This is a genomic window from Streptomyces sp. NPDC002490, from assembly GCF_040296045.1.
Classification (GTDB): Bacteria; Actinomycetota; Actinomycetes; order Streptomycetales; family Streptomycetaceae; genus Streptomyces.
Genome location: NZ_JBEOWM010000014.1, coordinates 50,877 through 67,388, shown reverse-complemented (window position 1 = coordinate 67,388; position 16,512 = coordinate 50,877). Strand labels below are relative to the sequence as shown.

Here is a 16,512-nt window from a genome sequence, read left to right as displayed (position 1 = left end):
ATGATCGACGTACGGAACCTCTCCAAGAGGTACGGGCCCCGGGTCGCGGTCGACGACCTGTCCTTCACCGTCGCCCCGGGTCGGGTGACCGGTTTCGTGGGCCCCAACGGGGCGGGCAAGTCCACCACCTTGCGGATGCTGTTGGGCCTGGACCGGCCCACCTCGGGGCGGGCCCTGATCGACGGACGGCCCTACCGGGAGCTGTCCCGGCCGCTGCACCGGATCGGGGCCCTGTTGGACGCCGCCGCCCTGCACGGCGGACGGCGGGCGCGGCACCACCTGTTGTGGCAGGCGCACAGCAACGACATCCCGGCCCGCCGGGTGGACGAGGTGTTGGACCTGGTCGGGCTGGCCGACGCGGGGCACCGGCGCACCGGCGGGTTCTCCCTGGGGATGGCGCAGCGCTTGGGGCTCGCCGGCGCCCTGCTCGGCGATCCCCCGGTGCTGGTCCTGGACGAGCCGGTCAACGGCCTGGACCCGCAGGGCGTCCGCTGGTTGCGGGGGCTGCTCCGGGGCCTGGCCGCCGAGGGCCGCACGGTCCTGGTCTCCAGCCATCTGCTCACCGAGATGGAGCTGACCGCGGACCACCTGCTGGTCATCGGGCGGGGGCGGCTGCTGGCCGACGGCCCGGTCGAGGAGGTGGTCGCCCGCGGCGGCGGGGGTTCGCTGGAGGAGGCCGTGCTGGAGCTGACGGCCGGTGCGGTGGAGTACCGGGGCGGACCGGAGGCGCGGCGATGAGTGCGTTCCGTGCCGAACTGACGAAGATGCGCACCGTGCGGGCGGTCCCGTCGAGCCTGCTCGCCACGGTGGCGGTCGGCGGGGCGGGTGCGGTGGTCTTCGGACGCGCCCTGCGGGGGCAGACCCCCTTCGACCCGATCTTCGCCAGCTACTACGGACTGACCCTGGCCCAGGTGGCACTGGTGGTGTTCGGGGTGCTCGTCATCGGCGGCGAGTACGCGACGGGCACGGTGCGCACCGCACTGCTCGCGGTCCCCGACCGCGGCCGGTTCCACGCGGCCAAGGTGGCGGCGGTGACGGCGGTGCTGGCGGTGGTCTCGCTGGTCACCGTGGTGGTGGCGTTCGTGGCGGGCCAGTGGGCGCTGGGGCCGCAGGGCGTCGGGTGGGGCGATCCCCATACGTATCGGGCGGCCGTGGGGGCCTGGCTCTACCTGGTGCTCATCGGGCTGTTCGCGTTCGGGGTGGCCACCGTGGTGCGGACCCCGGGCCGGGCATTGGGGCTGCTGGTGCCCTTGTTGCTGCTGGGTTCGCAGGGACTCGGCAATGTGCCCCGGGTCCGGACGGTGACGCAGTTCCTCCCGGACGCGGCGGGTTCGTTCATCATGCACATGGCCGGGGTGCCCGAGGACCCGTTCGTCCCCCGCGCCTACGGGCCCTGGCAGGGCACCGGAATCCTGGCCCTGTGGGCGCTCGCCGCGCTCCTCGCCGGGCATCTGGCGCTGCGCCACCGGGACGTGCGCTGACCGGCCGGTCGTCGGGCCCGACCGGCCCGACGACCGGTGCCGGTCAGAGCAGTTCCCGCAGCCGCTCGGCGAGCAGGTCCCAACGCCAGCGCTCCTCGACCCAGGCCCGGCCGCGCTCCCCCATCCGCCGGCGCAGCTCCGGGTCGTCGAGCAGGGCCACGATCCGGTCGGCGGTCTCCTCGGGCCGTCCGCCCGGCACCACCCAGCCGGTCTCGCCGTCCAGCACGGCGTCCGGGGCGCCGCCGGAGTCCCCGGCGATCACGGGGAGCCCGGTGGCCGACGCCTCCAGGTAGACGATCCCGAGCCCTTCGACGTCCAGGCCGCCGCGACGGGTGCGGCAGGGCATCGCGAACACGTCGCCGGCGCCGTAGTGGGCGGGCAGTTCGGACCAGGGCACCGCGCCGGTGAAGCGCACCGAGTCGGCCACCCCGGTGGTGGTGGCGAGGCGGCGCAGGTCCGGCTCGTAGGGCCCGCCACCGACCACCAGCAGCACCACGTCCGGGACGGCGGCCAGCACCCGGGGCATCGCCTCGATCAAGGTGTCCTGGCCCTTGCGGGGCACCAGCCGGGAGACGCAGACCACCACCGGGCGGTCGGCCAGGCCCAGCCGCTCCCGCACCAGGTCGCCGCCCGAGTCGGGGTGGAAGGTCTTCTCGTCGACCCCGGGCGGGAGTTGGACCATCCGGCCGGACGCGGCGGGGGTGAGGGCGCCGGCGATCCGGGAACGGGTGTACTCGCCGAGGTAGGTGAGGGTGTCAGTGGACTCGCCGATCCGGCGCAGCAGTTGCCGGGCGGCGGGCAGTTGCGCCCAGCCCGCCTCGTGGCCGTGGGTGGTGGCGACCAGACGCCGGGCGCCGGCGGCGCGCAGCGCGGGCGCCATCAGGCCGAGCGGGGCGGCGGCGCCGAACCACACCGAGGCGCAGTCGTGCTCGCGCAGCAGCCGGGCGGCCCGGCGGGTGACCCGGGGGGTGGGCAGCAGCATGGTGGTGCGGTCGCGGACGACGGTGAAGGGCTGCTCCGCGTCGAAGGCCGCGGTGGCTTCGGCCCCCTCGCGCCCGCGCTTCCAGGTGGAGGCGTAGACGACGATCCGGTCGGGGTCCAGCCGCAGGGCCATGTTGTGCAGGAACGCCTGGATGCCACCGGGGCGGGGCGGGAAGTCGTTCGTGACGATCAGGGTCTTTCGCATCGAGGCCGACAGTACTGGACCCGGCCGTGCGCAGGTGCTCCGGCCACCGGCCTCGGCCCGGGTCGGCCGCCCGGTCTCAGCCCAGGTCGCGCAGGAGCCGGGCCCGCCACCGGGCGGTGAGCTCCGCGGTCGTCACCCCGAGCACCTCGTCCAGCACCGCCTCGACGGCCCCCGCGCCGGGCCGGGCGGCGTCGACGGCGCGGTACAGGGCGTTCAACCGGGGCCGGCCCCAGTGGTCGGCGACCAGGCGGCAGGCGAGCCAGGCGCCCTCGTAGGCGCGGGCGAGCCGCTCGGGGTCGTTGCCGAACCCGAAGTCGGCGTCGGTGGGCAGCCGCTCGGGCACGCGTGCCGCCCGCACCGCCCGGGCCAGGGCGGGCGCCCGCCGCCGCAGGGCGGGGCCGGCGGGTTCGGCCCGGTGGGCCGCCCAGTCCGCGTACCCCTCGGAGAGCCACATCGGCGTCCGTGCCGAGGTGTGGGCGCGGGTCGCCACGTGGGTGGCCTCGTGGGTGAGGACGATCCGGCGGCCGAACGCGCTCAGCTCCCGGTACGCCTCGGGGTTGACGACGATCCGGTCGGCGGGACCGGGCCCGCGGCGGCCGGTGGTGACCGCGGCGATCCCCCGGTAGCCGGCGGCGGGTTCCCCGAGCAGCGCCGCCATCGCCTCCGGGGAGCCGGGCACCACCACCAGCAGCCGGCGCCTCCAGTCCCCGCCCCAGGCCGTGCCGACCTCCTCCACCGCCCGGTCGGCGAGCGCGGCGAGCCGGGTCAGCTCGGTGCGGTGCTCCTCGCCCCGGGCCGTGCCGAGGACCAGGGTGCGGGTGCCGTGCACGACGTCGACCGGGCCGTGGTCCCACAGTCCGGGGCGGGCCCCGGGGGCCGGGCGCTCCGCGGTGACGTGCCAGCGGTCGGGGCCGCGGCGCAGGGCGAGGCTGCGGGCGGTGGTGACGGGTGCCGGGTCGTGGCCGGCTATCCGGTGGTCGAGGTCGGCGCGGACCGTGGCGCGCTCCCCGGTGGCGTCGGTGCTGACCGAGGTCACCCGGTAGGTCCAGGAACGGAGCGGCACCCGGGCGAGCCGGGCGGAGAGCGGGTCGGCGGGACGCGCGCCCCGGGCCGGGGCGAGCAGTTCCCGGGCGCGCTGGTCGAGCAACCGCTGCGCCCCGGCGGCGTCGAGGGCGGCCGGGGCGCGGGCGGCGCAGCCGAGGGGCGCGGCGAGCAGCGCGAGCCCGGTGGCGCGCAGCACGCCGCGGCGCCGCACGCCCGGTGGTCCTTCCGCCATGCCCCGAGGGTACGGGGCGGGTCAGACCCGGGTGACCGCGGAGACCGGCATCATCCCGACCGGGTCGTAGCGGACCGCGGCACCGGGGTAGGGGGCGTGGATGACCTGGCCGCCGCCCACGTACATGCCGATGTGGCTGGCGTCGCTGCGGTAGGTGACCAGGTCGCCGGGGCGGGCCCCGGAGAGCGGGACCCGGCGGCCGGCGAACCGCTGGGCCTGCGAGGTGCGCGGCAGGGAGACCCCGGCCTGGGCGTAGGACCACTGCATCAGGCCGGAGCAGTCGAAGCCGGCGGGGCCGTTGGCGCCCCACACGTAGGGGCGGCCGAGGGCGGAGCGGGCGGCGGCGAGGGCCGCGGCGGCCCGGGGGGAGGAGGCGTCCGCCCCGGCGGGCGACGGCTGGAGGTCGGTGCGTGCCGAGCGGGAGGCCCGGGCGTGCTCGGCGCGTTCGGCGCGGGTCAGCGAGTTGAGCAGTCGGCGGGCCTCCCGGAGCTTCCGTTCGACGGTGTGCTTGCGGCGGGCCACCTCCGCCCTGCTGCGCTCCAGTTCGGCCAGGGCGCGCACGGCCTCGGCGCGCTCCTGGGCCAGGGTGCGCTGTGCCTGGTGGAGTCGTCGCAGTTCGGCGGTCTGCTGGCTGCCGAGGCGGTCGAGGAGGGCGGCCCGTTCCAGGTAGGAGTCGGGGTCGGCGGAGAGCATCAGTTCCCAACCCGGGGCGATGGTCCCGGAGCGGTACTGGGCGCCGGCGAGGGCGCCGAGCGCCCCGCGGAGGGTGTTGATGCGTTCCTGGCCGCGGGCGACCCGGTCGCGGGCCGCGGTGGCGGTGGCCCGCAGCCGGTCGGTGCGTTCGTCGGCCGCGTTGTACTCCTCGGTGGCCCGTTCGGCTTGGGCCAGCAGTCGGGCGACCTCGGTGCGGGTGTCGGCGGGGTTGTCGCGGGGCGCGGCGCCGGCGGGGGTGGTGACGAGCGCCGCCGCCGCGGTGACCGCGGCGGCGGACAGGACGGTGAGGCGGGTGGACCGGTCGGGGCCGGAGTCCGCTGGGCGACGGTGGGAGCCCACGGGTGGCCGCCCTCCTCTGCTGGTCGGCGGTCGGACGTCCCCCCTTCGGGCGGGGGAATCGCGCGCCGACAGTAGCGGGGCGTCCCGGTCACGACCAACGAGCGGCTCGCGCACGGAGCGTGACCGTGGCCCGCCGGTGCAGGTCAGCGGGGTGGCGGGGGTCAGCGGAGGATCATGGATTTCGCCCGATCGGAGGGTTCGGGCGGCGGGGCGTCAACGCACGGCCGCCCGCGGGCCGGTGGGGCGCGCGGGCGGCAGCGGGTGTTCGGTGCGGCGGTGGGCCGCGTCAGACGCGGACGCCGAACATGTACGGCATGTTGTTGATCGACTCGTAGCGCACCACGGCACCGGTGCGCGGGGAGTGCAGGATCTGGCCGTTGCCGGCGTAGAAGCCGACGTGGTGCAGGTCAGAGTAGAAGAACACCAGGTCGCCGACCTGGAGGTCGCTCTGCGAGTTGATCCGGGTGCCGATCTGCGCCTGGGCCTGCGAGGTGCGCGGGATGGTCTGGTTGGCCTGGGCGAAGGACCAGGAGGTGAAGCCGGAGCAGTCGAAGGAGCTGGGGCCGCTGGCGCCGTAGACGTACGGGCTGCCGATCTTGCTCTGGCCGGCCGCGTAGGCGGAGGTGGCCCGGCCCGACACCGGCTTGGCGGCGGCGGCGGAGCCACCGCTCTTTGCCTCGGTGCCGGCGCTCTTCTTCGGCGCGGGCTCCTCCTGCGCCTTCAGGGCGGTGCGCTCGCTGGCGCGGCTGGCGCGCTTCTCCTCCTCCTCCAGGGCCGCCTTCTCCGCGGCGGTGAGGGAGTTGAGGAGCTTCTGGGCCTGGGCCAGCTTGCCCTGGACCTCGCCCTTCTTCTTCCCGAGTTCGCTGCGGGTGTCGGCGAGGTCCTTGAGCTTGTCGCCGGCCTCCTGCCGCTGCTGGGCGAGGGAGCGCTGCTTCTCCTGGATGGTGCGCAGCGCCTCGACCTGCTTGCCGCTGAGCTGCTCCAGCGTGGACGCCTTGTCGAGGTAGCTGTCCGGGTCGGCGGAGAGGAAGAGCTGGAGGGAGGGGTCGATGCCGCCGCTGCGGTACTGGGCGCTGGCGAGCGAACCGAGACCGGCGCGGAGTTCGTTGACCTCGTCCTGGCCCCGGGCGACCTTGTCCTGGAGGGTGCCGATCTCCTTCTCCAGCTTGCCCTGCTTCTCCTTGGCCCCGTTGTACTTCTCGGTGGCCTTCTCCGCGTCCTGGTAGAGCTTGTCCACCTTGGACTTGACCTCGTCCTTGGTGGGCTTCGCGCTGGGCGCGGCCTGGGCGGTCTGGGAGGTGAGCGCGACGGCCGCCGCGGCGGTCGCGGTGAGCACGGTCACGCGGGCGCGGCTGGGCTGCTTCGGTCGACGGTGGGACGCCACGGGGGCGGTCTCCTTCTTGCCTCAGCCGCCTACCGATTCGCCGGCGGGCGGTGCCCCTCCACCGTCGCTCCCGTTGAGCGATCACCCGAGCGGAGGTTCGACGCCCGACCTTAGTGACCCTCTTGTGATCAGTTCAAATCCTCACCGGAAAAAACTCGCCCCACGGCGACATTCTTTACACACAACTCACAAGCGGTGATCCGGAGCTGACGTTACGTCGCAAGAAAACATGATGAATGCCACCAAGAGCCATGAACCGAGCGAATCCGACGGAACGGGCCGATGGGGCGGACGGACGGGCCGTTACCCTCGCGACAGCCGCTTGAGGAGCATCACCGAGGCAACCGGGCGCGCCCCCGCCCGGGCGACTCCGTCGGCCACCTCGCGGTCCGTGGAGGCGACGATGACCGGACGGCCCGGCGGCTCGGCGCGCACCAGCTGACGGATCAGCTCGTCCGCGGTCACCCCGGGCTTGGAGAACAGCACCCGCACCCCGCGCGGCGGGGCGAGCAGCACCGGTGCGACGAGTTCGGCGCCGTCGAAGACGCAGGTGACCTCGGCACCGGTCTGGGCCGCGAGTTGGGAGAGCTGGCCGAGCAGCCGCAGCCGCTGCTTCTCCAAGGGCATCTGCGGATAGCCGGTCTTGGTGACGTTGTAGCCGTCGACGACCAGATGGGCCTGGGGCAGCCCGAGCAGTTGGTCCAGGATCGCCGGATCGTGCTCGGACAGGGCCCGCGCCGCGATGTCCTTGGGCGTCATCCGCCCCGGCTCCACCGCGTCGACGGTGTCGGCCGGCCGCACCGACACCGGCGGCAGGGCGAGTTCGCGGCGCAGTCCCTGGGCGGATTCGAGGAGCGTGTCCAGGAGCAGCCGCAGCCGCATGTCCTCCACGCTGCGGCCCTCGCGCGCGGCCCGTCGGCTGGCCTCCAGGGCGGCTTCGGTCTCGCCGAGCCGGGACTTCAGGCGGCGGGTCTCGCTCTCGGCCGCGGTGAGCTGGCTCTGCCCCTCGGCGCGGACGTGGTCGATCTCGGCGTGCACCTTGCGCAGCTCGGCCTGACCGCGCTTGACGTCGCTCAGGGCGCTGCGCAGCTTGCGCTGGGCGGACTCGGCCTCGCGGCGGACGGTGTCGAGCTCGCCGCGCAGCCGTTCCGTCTCGGTGCGGACCTGCTGCCGGGCCTCGGCGAGTTGGTCGCGCAGCCGGTCGAGTTCGGCGCGGGTCTCCTCGTCGGCCCGCTCGGCGTCCGCCCGCTGGGCCTCCTCACCGGCGGCGGCCACCAGCTTGACCCAGCCCACCGGGCGCAGGACGTAGGCCGCGGCGGCCACGTCGAGGGGGTCGGCGGCGGGTGGCGGGGCCCCCGAGTCGAGGGCTTCGGCCAGCTCGGGCTGGGCCCGGCGGAGGAACTCCGCGATGCGTTGGCGGAACAGCGCGTCGCCCTCGACCGCCGCGGCCATCGCGTTGCCCGCGAACTTGGCACGACGGCTGGGGGTGAAGCGGACGTACTGGCGCAGCGCGCTCGGCAGCTCGGCCGGGGTGAGCCCGCCGAAGCCGTCCGAGACGATCTGGACGACCCGGCGGCGCACGCCTTCGGGCAGCGGCCGGTCGAGCACCTCGGCCGTGCCGTCGTCCGGCACACCGCCTCCGCTCTCCGTCATCCGTCCACCCCACTAGCCGCTAGCTGTGCGGGGCCGGCTCCGTCAGGAGTCGGCGCCCGGCCTGTCCACGAGTTCCACGTTGTCGAGCGCGTTGCACCACCGGCAACGCACGGACTCGATGGTCTCACTGACGACCTCGCGCTCCTCCACCTTCGGCTGCCCGGCCAGGTCGAGGTGGACGTACTCCACCACCTTCGACGAACGGGTCACGTCGAACCGGGTGAGGTTGCCGCAGAGCGTGCAGCGCCACCGGGTGGTGTCGGTCGGCAGGGGTACCGTCATCGTGAGCGTCACTTTCCGTCGGGTGCCGGGGCCTCGGCGGCGGACCCGATCACTTCCATGGTGCGCCCGTCGCCTGAGCCCGTGTCGCCGTAACCCTACGACCTGGACGGGTGCCACCGCTCGGCCCCCGGCAACGGCGGGGCAACCGTCCGGTTTCGGTCCTGTTCCGCCATGATCTGCTCATGATCGGCTCCCCGGACGCCACGGAGCGACCGCGACGGACCGCGCCCCTAGTGGCTGCGGTCTCGGCGGCACCGGTCACGTACGCGCTGATCGCGGCGTGCACGGCGCTCTTCGTCGGCTCCCCCGCCTCCGGGATCGGTGCGCTGCACGGCGCCGGGGACGCCCTCGCGCTCGCCCAGCGGGACCTCTTCGCGCGTTGGGGCGTGGTCCCCGCCGAACTGCTGGCCGGACGGGCCCCCGCGCTGCCGACCCCGGTCACCGCCCTGTTCGTGCACGGCGGCTGGCTCCACCTGCTCGGCAACATGCTGTTCCTCCAGGTCTTCGGGGTGATGGCCGAGAAGCGCCTGGGTTCACCGCGCTACCTCGCGCTGTACGGGGGGTGCGGAGCCCTGGCACTCGTGGGGTACGCGGTGGCGCACGCCGACTCGGCAGTGCCCCTGGTGGGGGCCTCGGGAGCGATCTCGGCGGTGCTCGGGGCCTTCCTGTACCTCTTCCCCGGGGCACGGGTGACCAGTCTGTTCCCGTTCCTGTTCTTCCTGCCGCTGCGACTGCCGGCCTGGGTGGTGCTGCCGTTCTGGGCGGGCCTCCAGTGGCTCGCGGTCGGTCGGGGCGGCGGCGGGAGCGGCGTGGCCCACCTGGCGCACCTGATCGGCTTCGGGCTCGGGGTGCTGTGCTGCTGGGCGGCCCGCGCCCGGGTCGGCCGGGACCGGTCCGGCATCCGAAACGCCCCGATCGCACCCCCGGCTACAGTGACACCACCAGCCGCGGCCCCCGAGGGAGACGACAGACCGTGATCACCGCGATCGTGCTCATCAAGACCAGCGTGGACCGGATCCCCGAGATCGCCGAGGCCGTCGCGGGGCTGGACGGGGTCAGCGAGGTCTTCTCGGTGACCGGCACCTACGACCTGGTCGCCATGGTCCGGGTCCGGGCGCACGAGGACCTCGCCGAGATCATCCCCGGCCGGATCAGCAAGATCCCCGGCGTCGAGGCCACCGACACCCACGTGGCGTTCCGCACCTACTCCCAGCACGACCTCGAAGCCGCGTTCGCCATCGGACTGGACTCCTAGGACCCGTCCCGCGCGCCCGCCGACCGCTCCCCAGCCTCCGGGATCCACCGGGCCGAGGTGAAGAAGTCTTCATCTTCGACTCATCCAGCGGCGCGGTTCGGTTCGCCACGATCAGTGCCATGGTCTTCACACATCGCATAGCGGCGCTCGCCGCGGTCGTCGCGATCCCCCTGGGGATCGCGGTGACGAGTTACGCCCTGACCGACACGCAGGACGACCGCAAGGTGCCGACGAAGGTGGAGTTGGAGAGCGGCTCACCCGCCTCGCCGAACAGCCCCCCCAAGGACGAGACGGTCTCGCCGGCTCCCGTGGACCGGACTCCCACCCCCTCGCGGTCCGGGAAGAACGGTTCCGACGACTCCGACGACGGCGCTTCCCCGAGCCCCTCGGCGAGCGCCTCCCCCAGCCCTTCCCCCAGCGGAGACGACGATGACGACGGCCCGGGCGGCGACGACGCCGGTGACGACGGCTGATCCGGTGCGACGCTGGGTGTCCGCCCGGCTGCGCATCCTGCTCTGGCTCCTGCTGGTGATGGCGGTGGCGCTCGGCGCCGTGGCCTTCGCCACCCGTTCGGTGCTCCTGAAGGAGGCCGACGACCGCATCCGCGGACTGCTCGTCCAAGAGACCGCCGAGTTCGCGAACCTCGCCCGACAGGGCGTCGACCCGCGGACCGGCCAGCGCTTCACCGACCCACAGGCACTGCTGAGGCTGTTCCTGGAGCGCCAGTACGCCGACCCCGACGAGGAGTTGCTGGGACTGACCGAGAAACCCGGGGACCGTCCCCGCAAAATGGTCCAACCCCGGGAGCCCCGGGTGAAGAACCCGTTGGCCAAGGACGAAGGGGCGTTCACCGAGATATTCGAGTCCGAGGATTCGCTGGGCACCCTGCACCGCTCCCGGGGCGAGGTGCGCTGGGCGCGGGTGGACATCGAGGCGGACTCCCGGATGCCGCGGGCCGCCTTCGTGGTGGCCTTCCACCCCGGCGGCGAGCAGAAGAAGGCCGACGACGTCTTCACCATGCTGCTCGCCATCTCCGGGGTGGCACTGCTGATGACCACCGGCATCGGCTGGGCCGTCGCCGGACGCATCCTGCGGCCGGTGCGGCTGATCCGCACCACCGCCGCCCAACTCACCGAACAGGACCTGACCAGGCGCATCCCGGTGCAGGGCCGCGACGACATCGCCGCGCTCGCCGAGACGTTCAACGCCATGCTCGACCGGTTGGAGCGCGCCTTCGCCGCCCAGCGCGAGTTCGTCGACGACGCCGGTCACGAACTGCGCACCCCCATCACCATCGTCCGGGGTCATCTGGAGCTGATGGGCGACGACCCCGCCGAACGCGAGGAGACCGTCCGGATCGTCCTGGAGGAACTGGAGCGGATGAGCCGGATCGTGGAGGACCTGCTGCTGCTCGCCAAGGCCGAACGGCCCGACTTCGTCGCCCCCGAACCGGTCCAGCTCGGCGAGCTGACCGCCGACGTGTTCGTCAAGGCCCGGGCGCTCGGCGAACGGACCTGGCTGCTCGGTTCGATCGCCGACGCCGAGGTCCGGCTCGACGCCCAACGCATCACCCAGGCCATGGTGCAGCTCGCCCAGAACGCGGTGCAGCACACCGTCACCGGCCAGCAGGTCACCATCGGCTCCCGGATCGAGGAGGGGCGGGTCGAGCTGTACGTGGCGGACGGCGGTCCCGGCGTCCAACCCCAGGACGCCCAGGTCATCTTCGAGCGGTTCCGACGGGGCACCGCCCGCCGCGGTGCCCGGGCCACCGGAGCGGGGCTCGGCCTCGCGATCGTCAGGGCCATCGCCGAAGGCCACGGGGGACGGGTCGAACTGCGGACCACCGAGGGCGGCGGCGCCACCTTCGTGCTCGTCTTCGACCTGGATGCCGAAACCATCCTGCTGACCGCCGGCGAGGAGCCCGCTGAGGAGGCCGTGCCGTGAACCGGATACTCATCGTGGAGGACGAGGAACGCATCGCCTCCTTCGTGGAGAAGGGACTGCGCGCCAACGGCTTCGCCACCACCGTCGTCGGCGACGGCGAGGCCGCCTACGAGTACGCCGTCACCGGCGGCTTCGACCTCATCGTGCTCGACATAGGGCTGCCCGGGAAGGACGGCTTCACCGTCCTGCGGCAGCTGCGCGAGGCCCGCGTCTCGGTCCCCGTGATCGTGCTCACCGCCCGGGACTCGGTGCGGGACACCGTCGCCGGACTCGAAGGCGGCGCCGACGACTGGATGACCAAGCCGTTCCGCTTCGAGGAACTGCTCGCCCGGGTCCGGCTCCGGATGCGCACCGCCGCCCGGGCCCCCGAGGTGACGGTGCTGCGCAACGGGGAGCTCAGCCTCGACCTGCGCACCCGCCGGGCCCGCTCCGGACAGCGCACGGTCGACCTGACCGCCCGCGAGTTCGTCCTGCTCGAACTGTTCCTGCGCCACCCCGGACAGGTCCTGTCCCGGGAACAGATCCTGTCCCACGTGTGGGGGTACGACTTCGACCCCGGCTCCAACATCGTGGACGTGTACGTCCGGGCGCTGCGCAAGAAGCTGGGCGCGGACCGGGTGGAGACCGTCCGCGGCATGGGCTACCGGCTGCCCGAGTAGCCGCAGGACTCCGCTGTCCCCCACCCCGCACGGGGTCACCCACGGTGCGCGCCCGCGCACTCCGGTGGCCCCGTGCAGGCGTCTTCGCCCGCCGGTGCCGGCGGGGCCCGCCTTCCGTGAAGTTCCCTTCATCAACGGCTCATGGAGCACTCACCGCCCGGGTGAAACCTTCTTCATGTGACTGTGAACTACCGGCAAATGGCGACCCTGTGCGTGGCCCTGAGCATCTGTGCGGTGCTCGTGGTACCCGGCAACTTCCCGGGACTGGGCGGCGACGCGCGGATCACGCTGGCCGTCTTCGCGCTGGCCACCTGCGCGTGGATCGGCACCCCGATCGACGACACCTACATCGCGCTCGGCGCCGGACTCGCCCTCACCGCCACCGGCGTGATCAGCAGCGACGCGCTGTTCGGCACGCTCGGCGACGACACCGTGTGGCTGCTGATCTGCGCCTTCGTGCTGGCCGCAGCGGTCTCCCGGACCGGGCTGGCCGGCCGCGCCGCGGCCTTCCTGGTCAGCGGCGCCCGCAACGTCCGTCAACTCGTGCACCTGACGACGGCCGCCCTGGTGGTGACCGCGTTCGCGGTGCCCGCCACCTCCGGCCGGGCCGCGCTCGCCATGCCGGTCTTCCTGGCCCTGGCCAAGGTCCTCGCCGACCGCAAGCGCCTGGTGGTGATGCTCGCCCTGCTGTTCCCCACGGTGATCCTGCTCTCCGCGGTCGCCACCCTGATCGGCGCGGGCGCGCACCTGATCACCGTGTCCGTGCTCTGGGACGCGGTGGGCCAGCGGATCGGCTTCACCGAATGGCTGCTCATCGGCCTGCCGTTGGCGATCGTCTCCTCCCACCTGGCCGCCGAGGTGGTGCTCTTCACCACCACCAAGCGCGCCGACCGCGAAGGCCCCGTCCAGATCACCGCCGAGGAGATCCAGGAGCACAGCGAGCGGCCCGTCACCGGACCCTGGGAGCCGGCCGAGACCCGCTGCGCCCTGCTGCTCGCCACCGTGATCGCCCTGTGGTGCAGCGAGCCGCTGCACCGGGTGCCGCCCGCCGTGGTGGCCCTGATCGGTGCGGTCGTGGCCTCCTCCCCCGCACTGGGCACGGTGCGGCTCAAGGACGCCCTGAAGACGGTGCCCTGGTCGATGCTGCTGTTCATGGCGGCCACCATGGCCATGGGCCTGGCCCTGTCCGACTCCGGGGCCGCCGCCTGGCTGGTGGGCGGCATCCCGCTGGACCTGCCGCCGTGGCTGTTCCTCGCCGTGGTCATCACCGTGTCCACCGGCGCCCACCTGCTCCTCCAGTCGCGCTCCGCGCGCTCCTCGGTGCTGGTGCCGCTGGTCGTCGCGGCAGCGGCCTCCGCCGGGGTCAACCCGGTGGCCGCGGCCCTCGCCTCCACCGCCGCCGCCGGCTTCTGCCACACCCTGCCGGCCTCGGCCAAGCCCGTCACGCTCTACTCCGACGTGCCCGGCATCCCGACCTACACCCCGGGGGACCTGCTGCGGATGTCCGCCGTGCTGGCTCCGCTCACCGCCGTGCTGGTGCTGCTGTTCGCCGTCGCGGTCTGGCCGCTGCTGGGCGTCCCCCTCACCCCCTGACCGGGGCTTCGGCCCCGCACCCGCGGGCGATCCGCCCGCACACCCTCACCCCCAGGAGTACCCACGATGCTCACCCGATTCGCCGTCGCCCCCAGCGGCTTCAAGGAGTCCCTGTCCGCCGAAGCCGCCGCCGAAGCCATCGCCGCCGGCGTGCGCAGGGTGCTCCCCGACGCCGAGATCGACCTGATACCGCTGGTCGACGGCGGCGAGGGCACCGCCCGCGCCCTGGCCACGGCGTCCGGCGGACGGTTGGTCCCGCTGCGGGCCACCGGCCCCACCGGGGAGCGCATCGGCACCCACTTCGCCCTGCTCGGCGACGCCGAGGGCACCGCCGTGGTCGAGATGGCCGCGATCGCCGGGCTCTCCCTGGTGCCCCGGGGCCTGCGGGACCCGGGGGCCACCACCACCTACGGCGTCGGCGAGTTGATCCTCGCCGCCCTCGACGCCGGGGCCCGGCACGTCCTCGTCGGCTGCGGCGACTCCGGGACCTCCGACGGCGGCGCGGGCGCCCTCCAAGCGCTCGGTGCCCGACTGCTGGACGCGGACGGCGAGGAACTCCCGCGCGGCGGCGGCGCCCTGTCCCGGCTGGACCGCATCGACGCCACCGGGCTGGACCCGCGGCTGGCCGAGACCCGCATCCGGGTCGCCTGCAACCCGTACAACGTGCTGTGCGGGGAGCGCGGGGTGGCCCGGGTCTTCGGCCCGCAGAAGGGCGCGACCCCCGAGCAGGTGGAGCAGTTGGCCGCCGCCCTGGAGCACTGGGCCGCCGTTCTCACCCGTGACCTCAAGGTGCCCACCGACCTGTGCCACGGCCGCGGCACCGGAGCCTCCGGCGGCCTCGGCGCCGGACTCGCCGCGCTGGGCGCCGAGTTGCTGCCCCGGTTCGAGGTGCTGCTGGACCGCATCGGGCTCGACGAGCGGCTGGCCCGCGCCGACCTGGTCATCACCGCCGAGGGCGCGCTGGACCACCAGACCCCGCGCGGCAAGGTCCCCGCCGAGGTCGCCCGCCGCGCCAAGCTGCACGACCGCCCGGTGTTGGCGCTGGCCGGCACCCTGGGCGAGGGCGCCCACCGGGTGCGCTCGGTCGGGGTGGACGCCTACGCGTCGATCATGCCCGCGCCGATGGACCTCACCGAGGCGCTCGGCCGCGGCGGCGAGTTGCTCACCGACGCCACCGAACGCGCCCTGCGGATGGTCCAGCTCGGCACCCGGCTGTCCGGGGGCCGTCCTCAGGAGCCGGTGGGCGCCGTCCGGTCCGGCACGCAGCGCCCGTCCTCGGTGCGGTAGCTCCAGCGGGCGCCCTCGACGACGAGTTCCCGCACGGCCCGGACGAACCGGTCCACGTGCTCGTCGGGGGTGCCCGCGCCGAAGCTGACCCGGACCGCGTTCAGCGAACGCTCCCCGGGTGCGGCCTCGGGCGCCCCGCACTCCCCCGGGTCCTGCGGGTCGGTGCCCAACAGGGTGCGCACCAGCGGGTGGGCGCAGAACAGCCCGTCGCGCACCCCGATCCCGTACTCGGCGGAGAGCGCGGCGGCGAAGTGCGAGCTGTTCCAGCCGTCCACCACGAAGGAGAGGACGCCGACCCGGGGCGCGTCGTCCCCGAACAGCGACAGCACCCGCACCTGGGGCACCTCGGCCAAGCCGGCGCGCACCCGGTCGATCAGCTCCTGCTCCCGGGCCACCAGACGGTCGAACCCGGCCTCGGTGAGCGCCGTGCAGGCGGAGGCGATGGCGTAGGCGCCGATCACGTTGGGGGAACCGGCCTCGTGGCGGGCCGCGTCCTCGTGCCACTCCACGTCCACGCCCCCGTCGGCCCGGCGCGACACCTTCCGGGAGGCACCGCCGCCGGCCAGGTACGGCTCGGCCGTGCGCAGCCAGTCCGCGCGCCCGGCGAGCACCCCGGAGCCGAAGGGGGCGTAGAGCTTGTGTCCGGAGAAGGCGATCCAGTCGACGTCCAGGTCCGCCACGTCCACCGGGTGGTGCGGGGCGAGTTGGGCCGCGTCCAGCACGATCCGGGCGCCGTGGGCGTGCGCGGCGGCGGCCAGTTCGCGCACCGGCCACAGCTCCCCGGTGACGTTGGAGGCGCCGGTCACGCAGACCAGTGCCGGCCCGTACGGGTCGCGGTCGGCCAGCGCCCGCTCCAGGGTGTCCACCGCCTCGGCGGGGGTGCGCGGCGCGTCCAGGTAGGTGACGCGGGCGTCGCGCCAGGGCAGCAGGGAGGCGTGGTGCTCGGTCTCGAAGACGAACACCTGGCAGCCCGCGGGCAGGGCGGCGGCGAGCAGGTTCAGCGAGTCGGTGGTGGAGCGGGTGAACACCACCTGGTCGCCCTCCCGGCAGCCGAGGAACCCGGCGACGGTCCGGCGGGCGTTCTCGAACAGGTCGGTGGAGAGCTGGGAGAGGTAGCCGGCGCCCCGGTGGACGCTGCCGTAGTAGGGGGCGTAGGCGGCGACGTCGTCCCAGACCCGCTGGAGGGCGGGGGCGCTGGCGGCGTAGTCGAGCGCCGCGTAGGTCACCTCGCCGCCGGTGACGAGGGGGACGGTCACCTCGCGGCCCAGCACGGGCAGCAGCGGTTCGGCGGCGGTGCAGGCGGGCTCGGCGGTGGTGGCACGTGCGGACATGACGGACTCCCGGGTGAGGCAGGGCGCGTCTGAGCCACGCCGGACCGCCGCGCGGCGGGACGTCGACCGGCACCGGACGGCGGAGCGCACGGACCGGAACGGGACGGGGCGTGGGAGGACGCGGGAAG

Annotated in this window: 16 protein-coding genes; 9 read left to right on the top strand and 7 right to left on the bottom strand. The window is 74.2% G+C overall.

Annotated features, from left to right (window positions below; genetic code table 11):
- On the top strand, window positions 1-738 hold the full coding sequence (locus tag ABT092_RS11545; RefSeq protein ID WP_351242425.1) for an ABC transporter ATP-binding protein: 738 nt from the start codon (window positions 1-3) through the stop codon (window positions 736-738).
- Window positions 735-1,481, top strand: a complete 747-nt coding sequence (locus tag ABT092_RS11540) for an ABC transporter permease (protein ID WP_351242423.1) — start codon at window positions 735-737, stop codon at window positions 1,479-1,481. Before ABT092_RS11545 ends, ABT092_RS11540 begins: the two co-directional genes overlap by 4 nt.
- Before the next feature lie 43 nt (window positions 1,482-1,524).
- On the opposite strand, the gene ABT092_RS11535 is transcribed toward ABT092_RS11540, so the two are convergent.
- The 6 genes from ABT092_RS11535 to ABT092_RS11510 all read right to left on the bottom strand — a co-directional run bounded on the left by ABT092_RS11535 (window position 1,525) and on the right by ABT092_RS11510 (window position 8,315).
- Window positions 1,525-2,667, bottom strand: coding sequence for a glycosyltransferase family 4 protein (locus tag ABT092_RS11535; RefSeq protein WP_351242421.1), 1,143 nt, complete (start codon window positions 2,665-2,667; stop codon window positions 1,525-1,527).
- Between the two features lie 76 nt (window positions 2,668-2,743).
- Window positions 2,744-3,943, bottom strand: a complete 1,200-nt coding sequence (locus ABT092_RS11530) for a hypothetical protein (protein ID WP_351242419.1) — start codon at window positions 3,941-3,943, stop codon at window positions 2,744-2,746.
- A gap of 21 nt (window positions 3,944-3,964) precedes the next feature.
- Window positions 3,965-4,996, bottom strand: a complete 1,032-nt coding sequence (locus ABT092_RS11525) for a C40 family peptidase (RefSeq protein WP_351242417.1) — start codon at window positions 4,994-4,996, stop codon at window positions 3,965-3,967.
- 286 nt (window positions 4,997-5,282) lie between these two features.
- Window positions 5,283-6,380: a C40 family peptidase gene (locus ABT092_RS11520; protein ID WP_351242415.1), complete on the bottom strand. Its 1,098-nt coding sequence runs from the start codon at window positions 6,378-6,380 to the stop codon at window positions 5,283-5,285.
- Between the two features lie 303 nt (window positions 6,381-6,683).
- Complete coding sequence (locus ABT092_RS11515) at window positions 6,684-8,033, bottom strand: NYN domain-containing protein (RefSeq protein WP_351242413.1); 1,350 nt, start codon at window positions 8,031-8,033, stop codon at window positions 6,684-6,686.
- 42 nt (window positions 8,034-8,075) lie between these two features.
- On the bottom strand, window positions 8,076-8,315 hold the full coding sequence (locus ABT092_RS11510; protein WP_351242411.1) for a hypothetical protein: 240 nt from the start codon (window positions 8,313-8,315) through the stop codon (window positions 8,076-8,078).
- A gap of 182 nt (window positions 8,316-8,497) precedes the next feature.
- Between ABT092_RS11510 and ABT092_RS11505 the strand changes: the two genes are divergently transcribed.
- The 7 genes from ABT092_RS11505 (at window position 8,498) to ABT092_RS11475 (ending at window position 15,053) form a co-directional block, all read left to right on the top strand.
- Window positions 8,498-9,292, top strand: coding sequence for a rhomboid family intramembrane serine protease (locus ABT092_RS11505; RefSeq protein WP_351242409.1), 795 nt, complete (start codon window positions 8,498-8,500; stop codon window positions 9,290-9,292).
- Entirely contained in the window at window positions 9,289-9,570 is a 282-nt protein-coding gene (locus ABT092_RS11500; RefSeq protein WP_351242407.1) for an Lrp/AsnC family transcriptional regulator, read from the top strand. The genes ABT092_RS11505 and ABT092_RS11500 overlap by 4 nt, the downstream gene beginning before the upstream one ends.
- A gap of 119 nt (window positions 9,571-9,689) precedes the next feature.
- Complete coding sequence (locus ABT092_RS11495; protein ID WP_351242405.1) at window positions 9,690-10,043, top strand: small secreted hydrophilic protein; 354 nt, start codon at window positions 9,690-9,692, stop codon at window positions 10,041-10,043.
- A complete protein-coding gene (locus ABT092_RS11490; protein ID WP_351242403.1) occupies window positions 10,000-11,514 on the top strand; it encodes a sensor histidine kinase in 1,515 nt (504 codons plus the stop codon). Before ABT092_RS11495 ends, ABT092_RS11490 begins: the two co-directional genes overlap by 44 nt.
- Window positions 11,511-12,173, top strand: coding sequence for a response regulator transcription factor (locus ABT092_RS11485; RefSeq protein WP_351242401.1), 663 nt, complete (start codon window positions 11,511-11,513; stop codon window positions 12,171-12,173). Before ABT092_RS11490 ends, ABT092_RS11485 begins: the two co-directional genes overlap by 4 nt.
- Window positions 12,174-12,371: 198 nt before the next feature.
- Entirely contained in the window at window positions 12,372-13,766 is a 1,395-nt protein-coding gene (locus ABT092_RS11480; RefSeq protein ID WP_445402905.1) for an SLC13 family permease, read from the top strand.
- Between the two features lie 66 nt (window positions 13,767-13,832).
- On the top strand, window positions 13,833-15,053 hold the full coding sequence (locus tag ABT092_RS11475) for a glycerate kinase (protein WP_351242397.1): 1,221 nt from the start codon (window positions 13,833-13,835) through the stop codon (window positions 15,051-15,053).
- Here ABT092_RS11475 and ABT092_RS11470 read toward each other — a convergent pair.
- Complete coding sequence (locus ABT092_RS11470) at window positions 14,996-16,384, bottom strand: aminotransferase class V-fold PLP-dependent enzyme (protein ID WP_351242395.1); 1,389 nt, start codon at window positions 16,382-16,384, stop codon at window positions 14,996-14,998. The genes ABT092_RS11475 and ABT092_RS11470 overlap by 58 nt on opposite strands.
- Between the last annotated feature and the right edge of the window lie 128 nt (window positions 16,385-16,512).